Raw genomic sequence first — 21355 nt, forward strand, 5'->3', positions numbered from 1 at the left:
ATGAGTTTAAAATATAAATGGCTAATCGGGCTTGTCAGTTTTGCCTTGGTTACGCTAATAGCGGTGTTGATTATTGATCTAAATGTTGAAGAGCGCGATGCCATTTTGATTCAAGGTGATGCCTCTAACGGTGCTCATTTACTGCAGACCGCGGGTTGTTTTGCCTGCCATACTAATGTCGAAGAAGGAGGCGATGCTTTTGCAGGTGGCCCGCCGCTTGAATCCCCATTTGGTACATTCTACGCACCGAATATAACCTCTAGCAGCGTTCATGGCATTGGAAGTTGGGATATAGTGACTTTTGAGCGTGCAGTGCGCCAAGGTGTGAGCCCGCATAACAAGTCTTATTATCCAGCATTTCCATATATGAGCTATCGAAGCCTAACTGATCAAGACGTAGCTGATTTATTTGTAGCACTCAAAGCCATAGAGCCTGTCGAGCTGACTTATCGAGCCCACGATGTTGGCTTTCCTTTTAATATCCGTTTAGGGCTCAAGCCTTGGCGTTGGATGTTCTCTACCGTACGACCTATTAACATCGACCAATCTACAGCAGAAGGGCGTGGCCGCTACTTAGTAGATGCCGTTGCGCATTGCGGTGAATGCCATACACCTAGAAATAGCATAGGTGCACCGATTCCTCCTTATTTAGGCGGTGCCGATCTCAATGGCGGCTGGGTCCCCGCAATCGTTGGTGATGCGTTGTTGCAAATGGATTGGACAGAAGATGACCTGATTTATTTCTTAGACGATGGCATGTTACCCGATGGTGATTATGTGGGAGGCTCAATGGTGGAAGTTATTGATCACGGTACCTCTGCGATGTCGGTTGAAGATCGCACCGCCATTGCTAAATATTTGTTTTCGTTAGTGAAACGGTAATACACTAGCGACCTAACTTAAACACACTTAATGTGAGATAACCCAACCGATGACACTTAAAGAATTGCTTGCCACACTGCATACCGATCCCAAAGCTCTAGTTTTTGCTGAGGTAATTGCTGCAATTGAATCTGAGTTTGAATTTACACCGAGTGCGTTTACCAATGGTAAAACGCATAGCCAAGCGAGTGAAAACCAAGGATCCTGCAAAATATTTGCTTTCTCACATCAAGCGGGCTTGTCAGAATCGCATACATTAAAATTATTTGCCGAGCATTATGCTGAAGTTTTAGCGAATGTGAATGGCACAAGCCATCAAAATATTCGTGCCTTTATGAAGTCAGGTTGGAAGGGTGTTAGTTTTGAAAACAAGAATGTATTGAATAAAAAATAGCTGAAAAAAAAGCCAATTCTAAAATTGGCCTTTTAATCTACATTAAACGCTTAAAAGTGTTCGTGATGAAACTTTAAGTGTTCAGCAATAAAACTACTAATAAAGTAATAGCTATGATCATATCCAGCTTGCATGCGTAAGGTTAACGGATAGCCACTTTGCTTCGCCGCAGCCTCTAACGCTTCAGGCTTTAGCTGTTCTGCTAAGAAGTTGTCCGCATCACCTTGATCAACCAGCGCAGGTACTAGCTTGTTACCTTTACTTGCTTTCATCAACTCACTGCTGTCATATTCCAACCAGCTTTGCTTATCATCTCCTAAGAAACCAGAAAATGCTTTTTGTCCCCAAGGGCAATTCACCGGGTTGGTTATAGGGCTAAACGCCGAGACAGATGAATAGCGCTCAGAGTTTCTCAATGCGATAACTAAAGCACCGTGCCCGCCCATTGAATGCCCACTGATTGCCCGCTGCGATGTCACTGGGAAGTTAGCTTCAATGAGTTTGGGTAGCTCATTAACCACGTAATTGTACATCTGATAATGCTGATTAAATGGCGCTTGAGTTGCGTTAACGTAAAACCCTGCACCTAAACCAAAGTCGTAGCTGCCTTCTGCATCATCTGCAACACCTTCGCCGCGAGGGCTGGTGTCGGGTGCAACAATCGCAATGCCTAGTTTTGCCGCTTCTTCAAACGCACCGGCTTTTTGCATAAAGTTCTCATCGGTGCAAGTTAACCCCGACAACCAATACAAAACCGGCACTTTTTGCCCTGTGGCTGTTTGAGGCGGTAAAAATATTGCAAAACGCATAGTACAATTTGTACTCGTTGATTGGTGGCTGTACTGTTTGTGCCAACCATCAAAACTCTTTGAACTACTCAAACTTTCTAAGCTCATAATGAACCTCACTTTCAAAAATGAAGAATGGGCCTAACGAGTTATTTAAACTAAACGAACGTTAGGCTTTGGGCATAAACTATTTGTTGTAATGAATGACGGTGCGAATACTCTTACCTTCGTGCATTAAATCAAAGGCATCGTTAATATTTTCTAACGCCATTGTGTGGGTAATGAAATCGTTGAGTTTGAATTCACCCGCCATATACTTTTCAACAATGCCAGGTAATTCACTACGACCTTTAACGCCACCGAAAGCACTACCGCGCCAAACTCGCCCAGTCACTAATTGAAACGGCCGAGTAGAAATTTCTTGGCCTGCGCCAGCAACACCAATAATGACAGATTCGCCCCAACCCTTGTGGCAGCACTCAAGTGCTGATCGCATCACATCGACATTACCAATGCACTCAAAAGAAAAATCTACTCCACCATCCGTTAATTCAACAATCACTTCTTGAATGGGTTTATCAAAGTTTTTTGGATTTATGCATTCAGTCGCGCCTAACTGTTTCGCTAGTTCAAATTTACTTTCGTTAATGTCAATCGCAATAATGCGAGAAGCGCCGACCATTGCCGCACCTATCACAGCAGATAAACCGATACCGCCCAAGCCAAAAATTGCAACTGTATCTCCCTTTTGAACTTTTGCTGTATTCATGACCGCGCCCATGCCGGTGGTTACGCCACAGCCGAGTAAGCAAACTTCTTCTAGCGGTGCTTCTTTATTGACTTTGGCTAAAGAAATTTCCGGTAATACTGTGTATTCAGAAAAAGTAGAAGTACCCATATAGTGATAAATTGGCTGACCATCCTTGTAAAAGCGCGTTGTACCATCGGGCATTAAACCTTTGCCTTGAGTTTCACGTATTTGTTGGCATAAGTTAGTCTTACCTGACTTACAGAACTTACATTCACCACATTCCGGCGTGTACAACGGAATAACGTGATCACCAATGGCGACACTGGTTACTCCTTCGCCGAGCGCTTCAACAATACCGCCACCCTCATGACCTAGAATGGCAGGGAATACACCTTCTGGGTCCTCTCCCGATAAGGTAAATGCATCAGTGTGACACACGCCTGTTGCAATGATCTTAACTAAGACTTCGCCTTTACGTGGCATCATGACATCGACTTCTTCGATGCTAAGTGGTTGCTTAGGACCCCAAGCAATGGCTGCTTTTGATTTAATAAATTTATCGGTCATGGTGTGTTCCTTTTTTGTCTAGTTACGTGCAGTGACTATAATTAATTCCATTGCAAATATAATCTAGCTAAACTACAAAATACTTTTACATATAGGTAATAATAGATGGATGTTTGGGAAGGTGTGTCTGAGTTTGTAGCCGTTGCTGAGCTCGGTAGCTTCACTGCTGCAGGGAATAAGCTAGGTGTATCAGTAGCACAAGTCAGCCGCCAAGTATCCAAGCTAGAAAAGCGGCTAAGCACACAGTTGCTCTATAGAACGACCCGAAAAGTATCTTTAAGTGCAGAAGGTGAGGCCTATTATCAGCGATGTAGACGCGTATTGGCCGACCTTTTAGAGGCAGAAAGAGCTTTAGGAAATCTAAAAAATACACCGCAAGGTACTATTAAGCTAACAGCACCGGTTATGTATGGTGAAACTTTCATCATGCCATTGGTTCATGATTTCATGGGACAACACCCTGCGATTGAGGTGGTATCAGACTTAACGAATCAATCGTTAGACTTAATCGAAGGCGGATACGACCTAGCAATACGCCTAGGAAAGCTAAAAGACTCCACGTTAATGGCTGCGCCGATTAGTCAGCGCAGCTATCGCGTCTGTGCATCACCGGCGTACTTGAAACGTTATGGCACCCCGCATGCCTTTACTGAATTGTCGAAACATAATTGCTTGGTCGGACAGCACGGATATTGGAAATTTGAAAACGCAGGTAAAGAACACTCAGTAAAAGTAACCGCTAACTTAAGTTGTAACAGTGGTTACAGTCTGGTCGATGCCGCCCTTAAGGGTATTGGAATAGTGCAATTGCCTAACTACTATGTCGATGCTTATATAGAACAAGGCCACTTAGTTGAAGTAATGGCACAGTATGCCAGTGCCGCAGAAACAATATGGGCCGTTTACCCCAATAACCGTCATTTATCGGCGAAAATTAGACAACTGGTCGATTTTTTCAAGCTTGAGTTAGGGGCTTGAGCTTTTCTTAACCCCTTAACCCTACTTTCTGATGCTACTCAGATGTCCCATAGTTTAGAAGCGGCCCATTGCTTGGAATTCGGGTGTTTGAAACATGGATGTTTCAATCAAGCCCCCATGGATGGGTTTATCGCGACCGAAATTTCAAGTAATGGGCTGCTGAACCCTACCTAATTTGTGAGATATTTATTGCAAACAGTGATCATTGTCTTAACTTTCAGATAGCGTCATAAAAACCATCGTTTGGTTAACGAGCTGGTAGGCAATTTCACCAAAGGTGATAGGGCCTGTCATGCTGCCCGTTTTCTTGCCTTCTAATTCTGAATATAAAAAATTCAAAATGCAGTTACATGAAAATGCAATATCGCTTGCATCATTTTTCTTTAACTCGGTTTCAAATTCAGAGACATAATTGCCAATGGGTTTAGCAAAGTGGTATCGAATACCTTCGAATACGGGTGCATATAAATCAACACGACCTGCTTCTGCATCTAAGGCTTTTACACTGACGTTAACTTTAATGCCCGAATAATCAGCAACTAACGGCAAGCGAGTATCAATTTGTTGCTCTTGAATGTATTGCGCAAAATTACTCGCCTTACCATCAATGGTGCAAGTGCCCGCGGAGAACCCGGTTGTTGGGAACTCGATAGCAGCACCCTCGCCTTCTTCAAATAAATTAATAATACTCACATTGGCCATTTGATGTTCAGGCAGAGGTATATGCATGGCAACGGCTTGTTGATCTAAGAGCATATTACCACCAGGACCAAAACCTACCTTTGCACTAGCGCCATTTTCTTCTAGGTGGAAACCTGATATCCAGCCAACAATAGGTGTAAAAAACATATTCGGAAAATCAGGCGCGTTCTGAGAATAATTTAGATGTACATCCGAAGACGCGGGTAATATTAACAACGTAAAGCCATGACTAGGTGCGTCTTTTGCAATGCGGTTGATAGAGCTATTATCGTAAATAGTTATGCGTGGCGGGTTATTGCTTTGTATACCCTCGATGGAGTTAACAAATATTTTTTCTTTGCTAATAACACCCCCTGATTCATCCATAAAGTAGGGGATAGTGCCGCCAATCCAGTTACCAGAAGGCAACTGTGAAAGAATAGATTCATCAGCAGCTATAGACAAAAACTCACCCGCCTGGATCTTAGCTTTAACCGTATCCAAGTCTAGCATTTTACTTTCAATTCGAACTGATTGTTTATTAGACATTGTGTTATCCTGGATATAAGTTAAAGGGCTTTGGCTAGTGAATTTATTTTTCCAATTTCTTCAGTCATGTATTTTGAATTTTGACTAAAAAAATCATGTAATTTTTTGGCGCTATTGCCATCATGGTCGCGCGAGTAGTCAAGTTTTACTCGGGAGAGGAAGAGGCGATAGTTTATTTTTTCGCTATTTAGCAACTGGTCATCTGCAAGCAGCTGTTTCCAAATTTCATGGTTCTCATCTGGTAGCTCATCAAGGTTACTCTTTTGTTTTTCAAGTAACTCAGTCAAGAATCTAAGTTCATGAATATGCGTACGGGCATTATTTTTAAAGAAAATTTGCAGTGAGCGAACAACTTCGAGCCGATCAACATCGGATTTTGCCGCGGTATAACTTTGCCGCTTATTGGCCAAATTCAATTTCATTGGCATACTGTTGGTTTCTAGCTCTAAACTATTGGTTAGTAGTTCATGCCATATTTTATTTTGAGTACTAGGGAGAACTAGTTTTAACTTGCCACTTGAGCTGGCTTGATTGGTTCTATTGTTTGTTGCGCCGACCTGCTCATACTCGCTTTTTAACTGCAGTGCGTGACGATTAAAAAAGTTTCGCAATTCAGCAGATGCACGTTGCAACATAGCTTTGTCGTCAGGGTTCCTATTGATATCAAGCTTTAACCGCGATAGCAGTAGCTTTAAAGGTAACAGGCGAGTAGATAGCTTAACTTTATCCAATAATATTTCTCGCCAAATTGCTTCAGATTCAAGTGGCAGTGTTGGCAAAGTTTTAAGCTGTGACTCTTCAGTTTCAATTTCTCGTATTTTTGATTCTATTAGTTCAGACTTGATGCCCAATAGACCACTAATAATGTCAGGGATAGAACTGCGTGAATAGGCTATGCGAATCGACTCGTCTAGTTCGCGTGTTATTTTTTTACCTTCTAACCCTAAAAAGGCGGGGCAATGTGTTTCAGATAACTCGGCTAACTCATCTAAAGACATTGATGCTTGAATATAAGTCGCATAGTGCCCTAAGCGAACGTGCTGCCAACGCCGTGTGACCTGTTGCCCCTTTTTGCTGGCAGCCAAAAAAGAAAACCGGCCTTTGTCAGATTGTTTCTCGACAATGATCGTTAAAGTCTCGGAATCGGCGGATATTTCAAGCGATTTGATCACCCAAGGGAGGTATATCCCGAGTAGCTTCGCAAAGTCGTCATTTTTTAAACTTTCCATTTTTTTCCCAATTTCTAAAACAATAGTTTAAGAGCATTGCTCGTTTTTTTCTTAAAGTTATCGATCAAAAAAATCTATTTTGGTTAATATAAAAATTTGAATGTGTATTGAGTATTGTTGTATCTGCTCAACCGTCAAATTAAGACCACAAATTTATAGACGTGCGTCACAACTATTAGAGTAAATTGATAATTTATGCCTTCTTTGCCTACCCATTCGTCAATTCTTAGACGCAATTAACATAATCTTTGGTCATTTAGATGTTTTAGTTAAATTCGGTGCCTTTATGAATTCTCAGGTTGGATGGCTGTATGATGAACTCAATTTACTCTCAACAAGACACAGTGGCGCTTAATTCAAGACAGGGTGCGATTAACCATATCTTGGAACTTGGTAGGCGAATGACAGTTTGCAGTTGGGACTTAATCTTTAAGCAAGGTCAAGTAGCGAACGCGACAATTTTGATTGTCGAGGGTGAGGTAGAAACATTCGAGTTTGATGAAATACTCGAAATGGAAACCAATCATAGAAAATTTGGAATAGGACAACTGCTTGCTAACCCTTCAGATCAAGGTCACCATCATCATGTCAATGCTCGCGCCCTCCAAAGTACAGCCTTGTGTGTTTTAGATAGAGACACTACACACGCTCTAATGGATGGCTCACTGCCTCAATCAAAGTACTTTTTTCAGTTAATGCGTGAAACACTCACCGCACAGACAAATACGGCAGCAGGTGAAATTCGAGACATACATAGCCCTGTTATCGACAAAATATTACAGCGTTCTAAGAACGCTCAAGCGTCTCTAAAAAACATCACCGAAACGTCACTCGATGAAGTCATTGTCGAAATCGCTGATCGTGTAAACCGTGAAGCTTGGTCGCTTGCGCAACAAGCCATTCTAGAGACGGGCATGGGTAGGCTGGAGCATAGAATCCAAAAAATCATGCTTGGCACTTTAGAGGTGGCGGCCTCGTTAAAAGGGAAGCCCGGTGTTGGATCACTCAGCATTGAAGCCGACGGTGTCGAAAAAATGTTAATGCCGATGGGCGTTATTCTGGGTTTAATTCCAATCACCAATCCAGTAGAAACATTGGTATTTAAAGTTCTCATTGCTTTAAAGTCACGTAATGCCATTGTATTAAGTTGCCATCGAGATGCAAAAAAAGTAAGCCGGACGACAGTTACCATCATACGCAGAGTGTTAAGAGAGCATAACGTTGAGGAAGACATTGTTCAGTTACCCGATGTGCCAATTGGTCGGAAGGTGACTCAGCTATTGATGCGTCACAAAGATATGAGCTTTATTTTGGCAACGGGTGGCGAAAGCGTTGTGCAAGAATCATATCGCTCAGGCACACCGAGTATTGGCGTGGGCAAAGGCAATGCACCGGTATGGGTGCGCGAAGACGCGAATTTAGAAACAGCCGCGAATATGATCGTCAATAGTAAGGCTTTTGATAATGGTGTGGTGTGTGGGTCAGAGAATAATATTATAGTAAGCCGTGCTGTTTCTAAGTTATTTACAGAGAATATGGTTAAATACAATGCTGCTGTTCTAACACCTGAAGAAGAGCACCTACTCATTGCGCACTGTTTTGATACCAAAGGCATACAACGAATATGGTTAGGCAAAAGTGCAGCAGCGATTGCCGAGCACGCTGGTATTTGCCGTACCTACCCAATAGAACTATTAGTCTGCCCTGTTGCCAAAGACGATTATTCAAACCTATTGTTGTGCGAAAAACTTGCGCCAACAGTCTCTCTCATAGAAGTTGTTAATGACGAGGAAGCCCTAGCTCTGGCACAAAAAATACTAGAAAATGAAGGCCGTGGACATACCGCCATTATCCACTCCAACGATCGGCAGGCGATAGAGACCTTTACACTCGCTGTAGATGTAAGCCGAGTGCTAGTTAATTCGCCCGGAACACAAGGTTGCATCGGTGCATGCAACGGGCTTCAGTTATCTTGGACGTTAGGCTGTGGTACAGGCGGCGGTGGTTCTACCAGTGATAATGTCGGTTATGAGCACCTAATGAATAAAAAAAGGCTCGCCTTTAGCCATTGAGTTTATTTAAGCTCGCGCCCAGCAGGGCATTCAGAAAATAATACGAAAGCCAGTAAAACGGGTCAGTCGTGCAAAATTTTTAAAATAACCTTCTCTACCTGCTCATCACTTTTTCCTATGCCTGTTTTATGAACTTCACCTGGATACAAAATTAAAAATTGATTTGGGGTGAGGTGCAATGGGTCGCCATCCACGATAAATAACTCAAAATCATCTTTGCTTTCGTAGTCAGTAAAGCGAACAGCCTGCTGCATATGGCTCACTTCAATAGTTTCTCGGCCGCTGATAATTAGGTGTAAATCAATATATTTTAAATGGCTTTCAGCATGCTTCAATTCTGGGTCGCCTAAATGGTAACTCGCGCGATTCGCAAAAATTTGCTCCCCTTTTATGTCGTTTCGCCCTGAGGGCAGGCTATGCAAGTCGGTGTTCAAAATAAATTCAAATGCCTCGGCAAACAGCGGATGTGCTTTGAGATAGCGGTGGTTCTTATCTAAAAAATCAATAATCATTTTGAATGCCCATTGTTATTTGAAAACCTATTCTGCGCCAATGAAAGAATATTTCAACAAATATTATTATATTGAAGAAATTTATCGCCTGATATAGAGTGTTTTTACTCAGTGAAGTGGCCCTACTGAGCAAACTCAAAATAAAAATAAGGAAAAAGCAATGATAAACGTAAAAAAAAGAGCGCTGACGGCGCTTGTAGCCGGTGTCTGTGTTACTGCTTCTATGGCTTGGGCTGATAGCTGGCAAGATTTACCCGAAGGGTTTAAAAGCGGTATTGGCGTTCAGGTAGGCCAGCAAGCATTTGTCGGCTTAGGTTCTTTAGGCCAAAGTTTTTACCATATGGACCTTGAGTCAGATAACAAGCAATGGCGCAAAGCAGCAAAATTTATTGGGCCAGCAACGAGTGGTGCTGCTGCAGCAATGGCGGATGGTGATGTCTATGTCTTTGGTGGCTCAGGAAAGGTAACAGATGGGGACCCATCCCCGGTTATTTTTGAAGATATCTACAAATATGATACCTCTGCAAACAAATGGCAGTTAGTAGAGAGTAAAACGCCTAAAGGCTTGTTGGGTGCACAAGCATTTTCATTAGGTGGCGGAAAAATTGGCTTTCTTGGCGGCTACAATAAGAACAAGTTTGATAAGTATTTGTACGACGTAAGCACCACGGATAGAGCTGCCCAGCCCGAAAAGTGGCAGGCGATTGTTGATGATTTTATGGGCATGGATCCAGAAGGTTATGAATGGAATCGTCAAGTTTTGATGTTTGATACGGCGAGTCTTGAGTGGTCGGTTATTGGTGAATCTCCTTACCTACCAAACTGTGGTTCAGCAACGGTTTGGAATGGTCAGTCTCTTGAGGTGATCAGTGGTGAAATTAAGCCGGGTTTACGCACCGATATGATTAAATCGGTTAGCTTTACGCCAGCGGGTGTCAGTTGGAAGCAGTTATCTTCCTTGCCTGCACCTAAAGGTCAGTCAATTCAAGAGGGAGTAGCAGGTGCATTTGCGGGTATACATAACGAAGCCTTAATAGTTTCTGGTGGCGCAAATTTCCACGGCGCGCGCGATGCTGCAGCTAAAGGTCAGTGGTTCGCGCACAACGGATTCCCAAAAGCGTTTAATGCTGAAACATATGTTCGAGTGAATGGGCAATGGCAGCAGGTGAATAGCATGACCGATGGGTTAGCTTATGGCGCGACGTTCACTACCAGTCAAGGCTTGCTTTATGTTGGCGGTGAAGATGCCCAGCGTAACGCACGAGGCGATGTGGTTCTAGTTCAGTGGAACGGTAAAGATGTTGTGTATACCGACTAAAGTAGAAAGTTAACTGCTTAATACAGGCAGTAATCGGTGAGGTTATTGTCTGTCTTCCATGGAGAAGTGAATGGTTTATTCCGAAATCAATAAAAAAATTTTCTATGGGTCAAATGATCAGCAATTTGTGCGTTGTACACGACCTGCTTCAAACACAGTACTGCCGGTGCTGGTGGTTATACATGGAGGATATTGGAAGCAAAGCCACACATTAGACAGCTATGCGACAAAAGAGATTGCTGAGTATTTCAAAAATAAGCCAGTAGTTGTCTGGGATATTGAGTATCGGCGCTTAGCCTTTGCGCAAAGCCAAGGTGATATTAACGGGTTAGATATGGTGAGTGATGTGGCTCAAGCAATGGCGCTTATCCGCAATGTTGCTGAGCAATATGGACTTGATCTGAATAATATCGTCTTAATGGGGCATTCTGCCGGTGGACACCTTGCCGCCTGTGCCGGGTCGCAGGGGGAGCAAGACCAACATTGGCCATTTTTTCGAGCGAACTCTTTGGTGCCACAAAAAATGATTTTAGTTTCAGCAGTGTTGAATCTGGAAATGGCGATGATGGGTTCTGGTCTGCAGGGTATTGGGCAAGTCAGTCAACCAGAACAAGTTGAGCATTTACTTAGTGTTGAACAACGGCTAAGTCAAAGTCTATTAAGCGTAATTTGCCCTAGCCAGCGGCAACCTACAGCGAATGAAATAATTTTAATTCATGGTGATCACGATGAGGCAGTACCGCATAGCCAGACCCTAGATTACCAGCAGCGTTGGTCGCATTTGAACTTAAAGAAAATCATTTACCCAGGTTGTGGCCACTTTGGAATGTTCCAAATGAAAGGTACAACACAAGAAAACTATGGAAAAGCGATCTATTGGAATGAGTTTATAGCTGAAATTGAGCGCGCGATCAGTAATGCACCAAGTGCTATAACAGTAAAAAATTTAGGTTAGCGTATCGCTAACCTAATAAAGCAGTCCGCTAGTGGCATCGGCGGTCTCTTGATGAGACAGTGCGTATTTAGAATTACGCTTGAAAATATCCGTCATAATGACATCAATAAGTAATAACTGACCCGCCTTAGACGATAGATTACCTGCCGTTAAGGGTGATTCAGGCGAACTGGCGACGAGTAAGCTGTCAGCTTCTTTGGCGAGAGGGCTTTTTCGTGTGTTCGAGATACCGATAACACGGGCTCCATTCTCTTGTGCTAATTTGGCAGCTTTCACGATATCAACAGTAGAGCCAGAGCTTGAAATGCAGATCACCACATCTCTTTTACCGCGCTTTACTGCACTCATTAAGCCTAAATGCATATCGCTAAAGGCTCTAGAGGTTATGCCCAACCGTAGCATTCTATATTCGGCGTAATTGGCAATAATAGAAGAAGCGCCTACCCCATAGATGTCAACTGACTTGGCATGTGCAATCCAGTCGGCACATTGTTTTATGTCGTCACATTCTATTAATTCAGCTGTAGCAGCCAGAGCACTAATGGTTTCATTGGCGCTGGGTAGGGGTGTTGACGCAAGCCCGCCATGGTTGCCATTCTCAGACAGCTCGCCTTTTTGGCTGTTAAGCTCAATGGCTAAGGCCATCTTAAAATCGGCGTAGCTACTAAAGCCAATGTCGCGACAAAAACGAATGACACTGGCTTCACTTGATTTAGCGTTTTCGCTGAGTTCGGTAATTGTTTGGTAGATGACCGTCTCAGGCGCCTTTTTGACGTACTTAGCGATGCGCTCTAATGCGGGAGAAAGCCCAACAGTATTGGAAAGTAACTGTGCTAATACTTTGGGTTGTGATCTCATATTTCAGTTCTATTCTCGATAAATAAGGACGTTACTTTACTAAAGCCGAGACCGCCTAGCAAATTATCCTTCACATATTCTTCCTTATTTGAAAAATAATTTCATAAGGGGTTGAAATAATATTTTATGTGTGGATACTGATTGTAGAAATATTTCATCTTATTCTGTTGATATGAAATTTAATTTTTACATTAGAGCTTTATTTATGAATGTACTAACAGAAAAAAGCACCCTACAAGAGCAGCTTCAAAGTGGCTTAATAGTCTCTTGTCAACCGGTTGATGACGGCCCGATGGACTCTGTATCCATTATTGTCGCCATGGCCAAAGCAGCTCAAGACGGTGGCTGTAATGGGTTAAGAATTCAAGGCGCAGTGAATGTTGCCGCTGTTGTTGCGCAAGTAAAGGTCCCTGTTGTCGGTATTATAAAGCGCGACCTAGACGATAGCCCTGTCAGAATTTCCCCCTATATCGATGATATTGACGCACTGGCTGAGGCGGGCGCTCGAATTATTGCGTTCGATGGAACTGATCGTCGTCGCCCAGTGCCTGTTGAAGAGCTTATCGCGCGTATCCATGCGCATGGTTGCTTAGCCATGGCCGATGTTTCTAATTTTGCAGAGGGTATGCAGGCCCTGCAGTTAGGCTGTGAGTATATTGGCACTACTTTATCAGGCTATACCGAGGCTGTGGTTCCAAAAGAGCCAGACTTTGAACTAGTACAGCAACTGAGTAAAGCGGGTTGCTCGGTTATTGCTGAGGGTCGTTTTAATTCGCCGAAGATGGCGGGCCAGGCAATTGAACTCGGTGCAATGGCTGTTACCGTGGGCTCAGCAATTACCCGTATTGAACATATTTCTGGCTGGTTCTTAGATTCTATAAAGAGCGCCAGCCTGACCGCAGTGGGAGTAAAATAATGATGCTTGCTCTGGATATTGGTGGTACAAAAACTTCCCTAGCGTTGCTTGATGATAAGCTGCAAGTTGTCGAAAAGAAAAGTATCGCCACAGAGTTTTCTAACTGGCAGGACTACGCCGCGGCACTGTCTGTGCTCACCAGCGACTGGCGCTTTGAAACGGTTGCCGTTGCAACGACAGGTCGTATCGTTGACGGCGTATTGCAGCCTTTAAATACCGATATGATTTCTTTCTGGGCTGGCTTTCCAATTAAGGCAAAGCTGGAATCATTCTTCGCTAAGCCTGTTTTTGTGATCAATGATGCCGCCGCCGCCGCTTGGGGTGAGTATCGGCACCTTGCTCAAGGCGCGGATAACTCCGTTGAAAACCTGCTTTATCTAACTGTTTCCACCGGTGTCGGCTCTGGTCTTATTCTCAATCGCCAGCTAGTGACCAGTGCCAATGGGCTAGGGTCTCACGCGGGCCATAGCCAGCACAGTTTAAGTGATGTTGAAGAAATTCAATGTTCTTGTGGTCGCTACAACTGCGTTGAAACCATTGCATCGGGTACGGCTATATCGACCCGTGCCAGTCAGGCTTGTGGTGAAGCACTTACAACGATTGAAGTCTTTTCTCGATATGAATCAGATGCTCGATGTGCCAGCGTAATTAATCAGTCTGCGCAAGTCATATCTGAGCTTATTACGAATATAAACGCCATTGTTGGCCTAGATATCGTGGTGTTGGGCGGTGGTGTTGGTTTGAATGAACACTTTCAAGCGCTCGTTAGAAATTATTTATCGTCATTGCCAGCAGCTTATAAAACACCAATAGCCAGTGCTGCATTGGGCGTTGACTCAGGTTTATATGGAGGTGCCGCGTTAGCTCCGTCTCATTAACAAAGAGTTAAATCGCACGCCAGGAATTAACTTAACCTAACGTTTTCGCAACAACTGTTACGGAAACACATAAAGCCCCTACAGGTATTTTCCTAGTAGGAAAAAAATAAGAAAGAGGAATACAAAATGACTAAAAAGCTAATAGCCCAATCAATAAGCCTGGTCTTGGCTGCTTCTATTTCAGTATTTGCTGCCGCTGAAGATACAGTCAAACTTAAGTTTGGCATGCAAGCATCAGTTGCGAGTTTGGAATACAAAGCGGCAAAGCTAGCTGCAGAGACTCTTGCAGCGAGCTCCGATGGCCGCTTAACAATCGCGCTTTACCCTGATGGCCAGTTAGGCGATGACCGAGAAATGTTAGCGCAGGTTACTTGGGGTACACTAGATTTTACCTATACTCAAATGGGCCGTATCGGTGACTGGATTCCAGCAGCGGGTGTGACTCAGTTGCCGTATGTAATCCGTGACTTTGATCATATTCAAGCAATCTATGACTCAAGCTTCGGTAAAGATCTGCGTAAGACAATGGCCAAAAAATACAACTGGGAAGCAGTTGCAGTGAGTTACTTCGGTACGCGTCACACAACCTCTAACCGTGCCATTAACTCAATTGAAGACTTCAAAGGTTTGAAGCTTCGAGTGCCAAATGCTAAAGCATTGTTAGACTTCGCTAAGTATGCGGGTGCGTCTCCTTCTCCAATCGCATTCTCAGAGGTATACCTAGCACTACAAACTAATGCAGTAGATGGCCAAGAAAACCCATTGCCTACAATCAATGCTAAGAAGTTCTATGAAGTTCAAAGCCACTTAGCATTAACAGGTCACATGGTTCAAGACGTACTAACGGTTATGAACACTGATTCGCTAAAAGACTTGAAAGCTTCTGACCGCAAGCTTGTACTTGCCGCTGTAGAAAAAGGCGCGCAGTTCATGGCTGAAGAAGTTATAAAAGGTGAAAAAGAGTTGATTTCTTTCTTTGAAGGTGAAGGCTTAACAGTAACTCGACCAGATGTTGCGCCTTTCCAAGAGGCAATGAAGCCATTGTATGTTGAGTTTGAGAAGAAAACAGAAGAAGGCTTAGTACAGCAAATCATCGATCTATAATTGATGGTAAGTTGACTTGCTAGAAAATGGACACCTTGGTAACAAGAGGTGTCCATGCTTAACTGGCAGGCCTTTCATTAAAAGAAGTGTTTTTGCTGGAGCGCCAGTTCCCATGTTTAAAGATATTACCGACTACGTTGAAGAATCTATATCTGTTGTATTGATGGCCGTTTTATTGGTTGTTCTTTCAATACAAGTTTTTACTCGTTTTGTGTTAAATGACCCTGCAATTTGGACGGAAGAGGTTTCACGTCTGCTGTTTATTTACTTGGCATTGTTTGGTTCAAGTGCGGCTATCAAATCTAGAAGCCATGTACGAATTGATTTTTTTGTAAACTTTTTACCCACAAAGATTCGCATGTTAATTGCCATGATCTTGGACGTCATCATTGTAGGTATCTTGGTGGTTCTCGTGAAACTCGGTTATGACGAAGCATCACGCCAGTCTATGTTAAGTATGGTGAGCTTAGATTTAAAAATGACCTGGTTCTATGCAGTATTCCCTATAACAATGGGGTTAATGGTGCTGCGGTTAATCCAACGTCTCTTTATTGATATAAAAGCCTTTATTCACGATGAAACACGTGAATCTGTCAGACAAAAGCCGAGGGTATAATTATGCTAGCATTATTTTTAGGTTGGTTGGCGCTACTGTTTTTGGGCATGCCAGTAGGCTTTTCACTCATTGTTTGCTCCGTTACATATCTGTTTTTTAGTGATATCGGGGTGATGTTTGCCGCTCAGCGAATGGTGGCCGGATTAAATTCCTTTCCACTTTTGGCCGTACCGTTCTTTATAATGACCGGTCATGCCATGAATTCCGCTGGCGTAACCGATCGTATTTTTCACTTCGCTAAAACGTTGATGGGTCATGTAACGGGCAGCTTAGGCCATGTTAATATTTCTGCGAGTTTGCTTTTTTCTGGTATGTCGGGTTCAGCGTTAGCCGATGCCGGTGGTCTAGGCCAGCTCGAAATTAAATCTATGCGAGATGCTGGCTACGATGATGATGTTGCCGGTGGTATTACCGCAGCCTCTTCAATTATTGGCCCGTTAGTGCCACCAAGCATACCCTTGGTTATTTACGGTGTAGTGTCCAACTCGTCTATTGGCAAATTATTTATTGCTGGGATTATTCCTGGGATTCTTTGTGCGGTCTCTCTAATGGTGATGGTCTATTTTATTGCCAAGAAAAGAGGCTACCCAGTCGAGCCTAAAGCTACCTTTAAGCAACGAGTCACGGCTGCTAAAGGTGCCTTCTTACCCTTGCTTACACCAGCCATCATTATTGGTGGAATATTTTCAGGTGTCTTCACCCCAACAGAAGCAGCGGTTGTTTCTGCCTTATATGCAATATTTTTAGGTGCGTTTGTTTATCGCCAGATTACTTGGAAGGTGTTGTTAGATATTTTCCGTGAAACTGCTAATACCACAGCTGTTGTCGCATTGATGGTCATGGGAGTCACACTCTTTGGCTGGGTGATAGCGATGGAGCAAGTACCACTGGCGGTTGCAGAATTTTTCTTAACATTCTCTGATAATCCGCTCATGTTTTTACTGCTCATCAACATTATGCTTATTTTCTTAGGTACGTTTATCGAGTCGTTAGCCCTGTTGTTACTAGTTGTGCCTATTTTAGTGCCTGTTGCTGTTTCCTTTGGCATTGATCCAGTGCATTTTGGTGTCATGGTCATGATGAATTTAATGATTGGCATTTTAACACCGCCAATGGGCATGGCTTTGTTTGTTGTCTCTAAAGTCGGCAATATTCCATTCGATGTGTTAACACGTGGCGTGATTCCATTTTTAGTACCACTGCTTGTTGTTTTAGCACTGCTCGCTGTGTTTCCACAAATCACTATGTTTTTACCGAATTTATTACTTAACTGACTTCAACCTTAAATAGGTTGATAGGAGAGATTTATGTTTGATGTTAACGGAATTATTATACCGCTGATTACGCCCTACGATGAAAACGGTAAAGTAGATTCATCTGCAGCGAAAGCCCTAATGGATCACTTCATTGGTAAGGGTATTGAAGGGTTTTATATTGGCGGTAGTTCTGGTGAATGTTATTTGCAAACTCAAGAAGAGCGTAAAGAGTTTTTGAAGGCCGTTGCCGATGCCAATGGCGGTCGCGCAAAACTAATGGCTCATATTGGCGCCATCTCTACACCGAACACCATTGAGTTGGGTCAGTACTGTGAAACCCTAGGCTACGATGCGGTTTCTTCAACGCCTCCATTTTATTACGGCTTCAGCAAAGCAATGGTACGTGGCTTCTATAAAGATGTAGTTGATGCCGTTAACTTACCAATGTGTTTATACAACGCACCGGGTGTGACAGGCGTAAGCTTCAGCATTGATGAGTTAGATGAAATGCTGTCTTGGGACAATGTTTTCGGAATCAAGCACACAACAACCGAAATGACTGTTATTGAACGTCTTAAGAAAAAATGGCCAAACAAAAAAATCTATCACGGCGAAGACTATATGTTAGCAACAGGTGCTCTCATGGGTGCTGATGGTGGTATTGGTTCTACTTATAATGTGATGCCTGAAAAATATTTGGCATTATGGAATTGTGTTGAAGCTAAAGATTTTGCCGGTGCGGTCGAAATTCAAAAAGAAATCAATGATGTCATTGATATCATTTTGAAGCCTGGTTTCTTAGCGGGCATTAAAGGCTTCTTAACACTGCAAGGCCTACAAGTGGGCGAGCCAAGAGCACCGTTTACGCAACTGACCGATGCCGATTGGGAAATGCTTAAAAAAGCAATGGTCGATTATAAGTTGTAATACCGCAGTATGGTGAAAGTTTAAAGAGATGTTTATTGTCGTAAGCGTCTAGCGCCTGTAAAGGGCGCTTTTTTATTCCTAAAAGTTATGGCCCCAACTTCGCCAACAACCGATCCAATGCATTAGCAAACTCATTGGCATCTCGCTTATTGAACGGGGCAGGTCCACCGGATTGTACGCCGGATGAGCGCATGGTCTCCATAAAATCACGCATATTTAAGCGGGCACCAATGTTCTCCTTGGACCAACGTTCTCCGCGCGGGTTAATGGCATGACAGCCCTTGGCGATGAGCTCTGAGGCTAAGGGTATATCTTGAGTCATGACCAGATCACCAGCTTCCGAGCGCAAAACAATCTCATCATCGGCTACATCAAAGCCTTGTGACACCTGTAGTGTATGCAAAAAAGGCGAGTTAGGCACTTGAATGTTATGGTTGGCCACAAAGGTCGTGTGTATCTTCTTTCGGTTCGCCGCACGGATAATAATTTCTTTAATAGGCAGCGGGCAAGCGTCTGCATCGACCCAAATTTTCACAAGCACATCCTATTGAATAAAGTTTCCACATGATAGGACGTATAAGGCGTGCTCGCTAGTATATAGGCATAGTCTAAACATAGCTGATGTGGCGTTTTCTGTTTGGAAACAAGATTTCTTTAATCAGCGACCACCTGACCTCGGTAAATTTTTTTTGGGCCGGTTTTGGGTTTACTTTGTTTCTCGGGGATTGCCTTGATGACTTGCGAGATACCTCTGTAGACCTTTATTGTATATTTATCTTGATCATTATCTGTAATTGTATCTGAAGCATGAATGAGTTTATCGAACCAGCCTTCACCCGCTAGTTGGCAGGTTTCTTTAATAAGTGCCTTTAAAACTGAGTCGTTTGATGCATGATAAATTCTAATCAATTCCTTAAACATATCAGGGTTAGCTAGTTTAATATTAGCTTTGTCTTTACTTGGAACTCGGCGACGCGCAGCAGAGATTAAATCGATAAGAGCTTTACTATAAACCATGGTGTTTACTCTCTTGTTGTTACAAACTACTAAATGACGTGCATTTTTTTTCCTAGAAGGAGTATCACTGCAATTATTATACCTATGGCTCTTAAGTGACAAATACGTTGATCTTAGAGTTTTTTCGCTGTACAGAAGTGCAATAATGATTTTTTTAAATAAAAAAGTACCAAGATGGTGCCAATTAAGTTGTAGTATTTTTGAATAGGTCATAGTACTGGAATTCAATGTTATTCGCAGGTCGTGTCGAAAACCGTTATATTCTCTTATTTCAAAGCAAACATTCAGGACAATTATTACCATGACAATGCAGGATGCAGACAAGGTACTCAATTCAGTATTTGGCTATAGCGAATTTCGCCCACCTCAAGCCGAGATAATCTCAACCGTCATCGATGGAGGTGACGCCTTTGTACTGATGCCCACGGGCGGTGGTAAGTCGTTATGCTTTCAAATACCTGCGTTAGTTCGCAGTGGCGTTGGTATTGTTGTATCGCCTTTGATTGCCCTCATGCAAGATCAAACCAGTGCTTTGTGCCAAGCGGGCGTGCGCGCTGCTTGTTTAAACTCATCTATGTCAGCCAGTGCCAATGCCGAGGTTGAAGCCAAAGCCCTAGCCGGTGAAATGGACTTACTTTATATAGCGCCAGAGCGGCTAATATTGCCGCAGACATTAGCTTGGTTGAAACAGCTTAACATTTCCTTGTTTGCGATAGACGAGGCTCATTGTGTATCACAGTGGGGGCACGACTTTAGAGCAGACTACTTACAGCTATCATTATTGCATGAGCAATTTCCTAACGTGCCACGCATTGCGTTGACTGCAACAGCCGATCAAAAGACGCGTGAAGAAATTATTCAACGGTTAGAATTACAGCAGGCTAAAACCTTTGTCTGCTCATTTGACCGACCCAATATTCAATATCGGATCACCCAAAAAAATAACCCTAAGCAACAGTTATTACGCTTTATTAATCAGGAGCATGCCGAGCACGCGGGTATCGTTTACTGTTTGTCTCGTAAAAAAGTAGAAGCCACAGCAGCTTGGCTGCAAGACCAAGGTCTGACCGCGTTACCTTATCATGCGGGGTTAAGTGGGCAAATAAGGCAAGAAAACCAAGCACGCTTTTTAAATGAAGACGGTGTCATTATTGTTGCAACCATCGCCTTTGGTATGGGCATCGACAAACCCGATGTTCGTTTTGTGGCGCATCTTGATTTACCCAAAAGTATTGAAGCTTATTATCAAGAAACAGGCCGCGCAGGACGAGACGGCGAACCTTCCAATGCTTGGATGGCTTATGGCTTAGAAGATGTCATAAAGCTCAAACAAATGATGGCAGGCTCGCAAGGCAACGAACAGTTTAAACGCTTAGAACAACAAAAATTAAATTCGATGCTCGGTATTGCTGAAATCACCACCTGTCGCCGTCAAGTGTTGCTCGGGTATTTTGGTGATCAATTAAATGAGCCGTGCGGTAATTGCGATAACTGCCTTAACCCGCCTGAAACTTGGCAGGCAACAGAGGCAGCGCGTAAAGCATTAAGCTGTGTCTTTAGAACCGATCAACGTTTTGGCGTTACGCATTTAATTGATGTATTACGCGGTAAGCAAACTGATAAAGTCACCCAGTTTCAGCACCACAATGTATCCACCTTTGGCATTGGTAACGAGCTTTCAGACGCGCAATGGCGATCTGTTTTTCGTCAGTTAGTGGCACGCGGTTACCTCAATGTTAATTATGACTATGGTCAATTGATGCTGGCAGAAATGAGCCGCCCATTATTAAAAGGTGAAGAAACCATTGAGCTACGCCTAGAAACCAAAGCAGAAAAAATCCCTTCAGCAAAGAAAACAGGCAAAAAACAACTCGACATATCCGAAGCCGATCTGGAATTATGGGAAGCACTGCGCGCTTGTCGAAAACAGTTTGCAGACAGCCAAAAAGTACCGCCCTTTGTTATTTTCCATGACGCCACCTTGCATGAAATGCTAACCCAACGCCCAACCAATTTAGACGAACTCGGCAGCATTAGTGGCATTGGTGAAAATAAAAAGGAAAAATACGGTGCAGGGTTCTTAACGGTTTTAGCCGACTACTAACTG

21 protein-coding genes are annotated in these 21355 nt (G+C 43.2%); 13 read left to right on the top strand and 8 right to left on the bottom strand.

Annotated elements, in window-relative coordinates; translation table 11 throughout:
• Both ACI882_RS02170 and ACI882_RS02175 read left to right on the top strand, forming a co-directional pair.
• Positions 1-882 (top strand): c-type cytochrome, encoded by an 882-nt coding sequence (locus ACI882_RS02170; protein WP_411743202.1) that lies wholly within the window; start codon positions 1-3, stop codon positions 880-882.
• 49 nt (positions 883-931) lie between these two features.
• Positions 932-1276, top strand: a complete 345-nt coding sequence (locus tag ACI882_RS02175) for a HopJ type III effector protein (RefSeq protein ID WP_411743203.1) — start codon at positions 932-934, stop codon at positions 1274-1276.
• A gap of 50 nt (positions 1277-1326) precedes the next feature.
• Here ACI882_RS02175 and fghA read toward each other — a convergent pair whose 3' ends face one another.
• Together fghA and ACI882_RS02185 are read right to left on the bottom strand one after the other, a co-directional pair.
• Positions 1327-2172, bottom strand: coding sequence for an S-formylglutathione hydrolase (gene fghA / locus ACI882_RS02180; protein ID WP_411743204.1), 846 nt, complete (start codon positions 2170-2172; stop codon positions 1327-1329).
• 79 nt (positions 2173-2251) lie between these two features.
• Positions 2252-3382 carry an S-(hydroxymethyl)glutathione dehydrogenase/class III alcohol dehydrogenase gene (locus tag ACI882_RS02185; RefSeq protein ID WP_411743205.1) on the bottom strand — a complete coding sequence of 377 codons (1131 nt, stop codon included), beginning with the start codon at positions 3380-3382 and terminating at the stop codon, positions 2252-2254.
• 105 nt (positions 3383-3487) lie between these two features.
• Here ACI882_RS02185 and ACI882_RS02190 point away from each other — a divergent pair, with 105 nt between their 5' ends.
• On the top strand, positions 3488-4360 hold the full coding sequence (locus ACI882_RS02190; protein WP_411743206.1) for a LysR substrate-binding domain-containing protein: 873 nt from the start codon (positions 3488-3490) through the stop codon (positions 4358-4360).
• 210 nt (positions 4361-4570) lie between these two features.
• On the opposite strand, the gene ACI882_RS02195 is transcribed toward ACI882_RS02190, so the two are convergent.
• Together ACI882_RS02195 and ACI882_RS02200 are read right to left on the bottom strand one after the other, a co-directional pair.
• Positions 4571-5590 (bottom strand): DUF6976 family protein, encoded by a 1020-nt coding sequence (locus ACI882_RS02195; protein WP_411743207.1) that lies wholly within the window; start codon positions 5588-5590, stop codon positions 4571-4573.
• Between the two features lie 20 nt (positions 5591-5610).
• Positions 5611-6819: a hypothetical protein gene (locus ACI882_RS02200; protein WP_411743208.1), complete on the bottom strand. Its 1209-nt coding sequence runs from the start codon at positions 6817-6819 to the stop codon at positions 5611-5613.
• 311 nt (positions 6820-7130) lie between these two features.
• Here ACI882_RS02200 and ACI882_RS02205 point away from each other — a divergent pair, with 311 nt between their 5' ends.
• Positions 7131-8891 carry an aldehyde dehydrogenase family protein gene (locus tag ACI882_RS02205; RefSeq protein ID WP_411743209.1) on the top strand — a complete coding sequence of 587 codons (1761 nt, stop codon included), beginning with the start codon at positions 7131-7133 and terminating at the stop codon, positions 8889-8891.
• 62 nt (positions 8892-8953) lie between these two features.
• Here ACI882_RS02205 and ACI882_RS02210 read toward each other — a convergent pair whose 3' ends face one another.
• Positions 8954-9403: a YhcH/YjgK/YiaL family protein gene (locus ACI882_RS02210; RefSeq protein ID WP_411743210.1), complete on the bottom strand. Its 450-nt coding sequence runs from the start codon at positions 9401-9403 to the stop codon at positions 8954-8956.
• 160 nt (positions 9404-9563) lie between these two features.
• On the opposite strand from ACI882_RS02210, the gene ACI882_RS02215 reads away from it, so the two are divergent.
• Complete coding sequence (locus ACI882_RS02215) at positions 9564-10721, top strand: N-acetylneuraminate epimerase (RefSeq protein WP_411743211.1); 1158 nt, start codon at positions 9564-9566, stop codon at positions 10719-10721.
• Positions 10722-10791: 70 nt separating this feature from the next.
• Positions 10792-11676 carry an alpha/beta hydrolase gene (locus tag ACI882_RS02220; protein ID WP_411743212.1) on the top strand — a complete coding sequence of 295 codons (885 nt, stop codon included), beginning with the start codon at positions 10792-10794 and terminating at the stop codon, positions 11674-11676.
• 12 nt (positions 11677-11688) lie between these two features.
• Here ACI882_RS02220 and ACI882_RS02225 read toward each other — a convergent pair whose 3' ends face one another.
• The gene (locus tag ACI882_RS02225) at positions 11689-12534 is read right to left on the bottom strand and encodes a MurR/RpiR family transcriptional regulator (RefSeq protein WP_411743213.1); all 846 of its coding nucleotides are present in this window, start codon (positions 12532-12534) and stop codon (positions 11689-11691) included.
• 205 nt (positions 12535-12739) lie between these two features.
• Here ACI882_RS02225 and ACI882_RS02230 point away from each other — a divergent pair, with 205 nt between their 5' ends.
• From ACI882_RS02230 to ACI882_RS02255, 6 genes are all read left to right on the top strand, one after another.
• Positions 12740-13450: an N-acetylmannosamine-6-phosphate 2-epimerase gene (locus ACI882_RS02230; RefSeq protein ID WP_411743214.1), complete on the top strand. Its 711-nt coding sequence runs from the start codon at positions 12740-12742 to the stop codon at positions 13448-13450.
• Positions 13450-14328 (top strand): ROK family protein, encoded by an 879-nt coding sequence (locus tag ACI882_RS02235; protein WP_411743215.1) that lies wholly within the window; start codon positions 13450-13452, stop codon positions 14326-14328. Before ACI882_RS02230 ends, ACI882_RS02235 begins: the two co-directional genes overlap by 1 nt.
• A 126-nt stretch (positions 14329-14454) precedes the next feature.
• Positions 14455-15432 (top strand): sialic acid TRAP transporter substrate-binding protein SiaP, encoded by a 978-nt coding sequence (locus ACI882_RS02240; RefSeq protein ID WP_411743216.1) that lies wholly within the window; start codon positions 14455-14457, stop codon positions 15430-15432.
• 112 nt (positions 15433-15544) lie between these two features.
• A complete protein-coding gene (locus ACI882_RS02245; RefSeq protein WP_411743217.1) occupies positions 15545-16048 on the top strand; it encodes a TRAP transporter small permease in 504 nt (167 codons plus the stop codon).
• 2 nt (positions 16049-16050) lie between these two features.
• Entirely contained in the window at positions 16051-17322 is a 1272-nt protein-coding gene (locus ACI882_RS02250; protein WP_411743218.1) for a TRAP transporter large permease, read from the top strand.
• Between the two features lie 33 nt (positions 17323-17355).
• The gene (locus ACI882_RS02255) at positions 17356-18231 is read left to right on the top strand and encodes an N-acetylneuraminate lyase (protein ID WP_411743219.1); all 876 of its coding nucleotides are present in this window, start codon (positions 17356-17358) and stop codon (positions 18229-18231) included.
• Between the two features lie 85 nt (positions 18232-18316).
• Here ACI882_RS02255 and ACI882_RS02260 read toward each other — a convergent pair whose 3' ends face one another.
• Both ACI882_RS02260 and ACI882_RS02265 read right to left on the bottom strand, forming a co-directional pair.
• Entirely contained in the window at positions 18317-18766 is a 450-nt protein-coding gene (locus ACI882_RS02260; RefSeq protein ID WP_411743220.1) for a YaiI/YqxD family protein, read from the bottom strand.
• Positions 18767-18885: 119 nt separating this feature from the next.
• Positions 18886-19461: a hypothetical protein gene (locus ACI882_RS02265; protein ID WP_411746388.1), complete on the bottom strand. Its 576-nt coding sequence runs from the start codon at positions 19459-19461 to the stop codon at positions 18886-18888.
• A gap of 88 nt (positions 19462-19549) precedes the next feature.
• Between ACI882_RS02265 and recQ the strand changes: the two genes are divergently transcribed.
• Positions 19550-21352: a DNA helicase RecQ gene (gene recQ / locus ACI882_RS02270; RefSeq protein WP_411745367.1), complete on the top strand. Its 1803-nt coding sequence runs from the start codon at positions 19550-19552 to the stop codon at positions 21350-21352.
• The last annotated feature ends 3 nt before the right edge of the window (positions 21353-21355 follow it).

The organism is Reinekea sp., assembly GCF_046710285.1.
GTDB lineage: Bacteria > Pseudomonadota > Gammaproteobacteria > Pseudomonadales > Natronospirillaceae > Reinekea.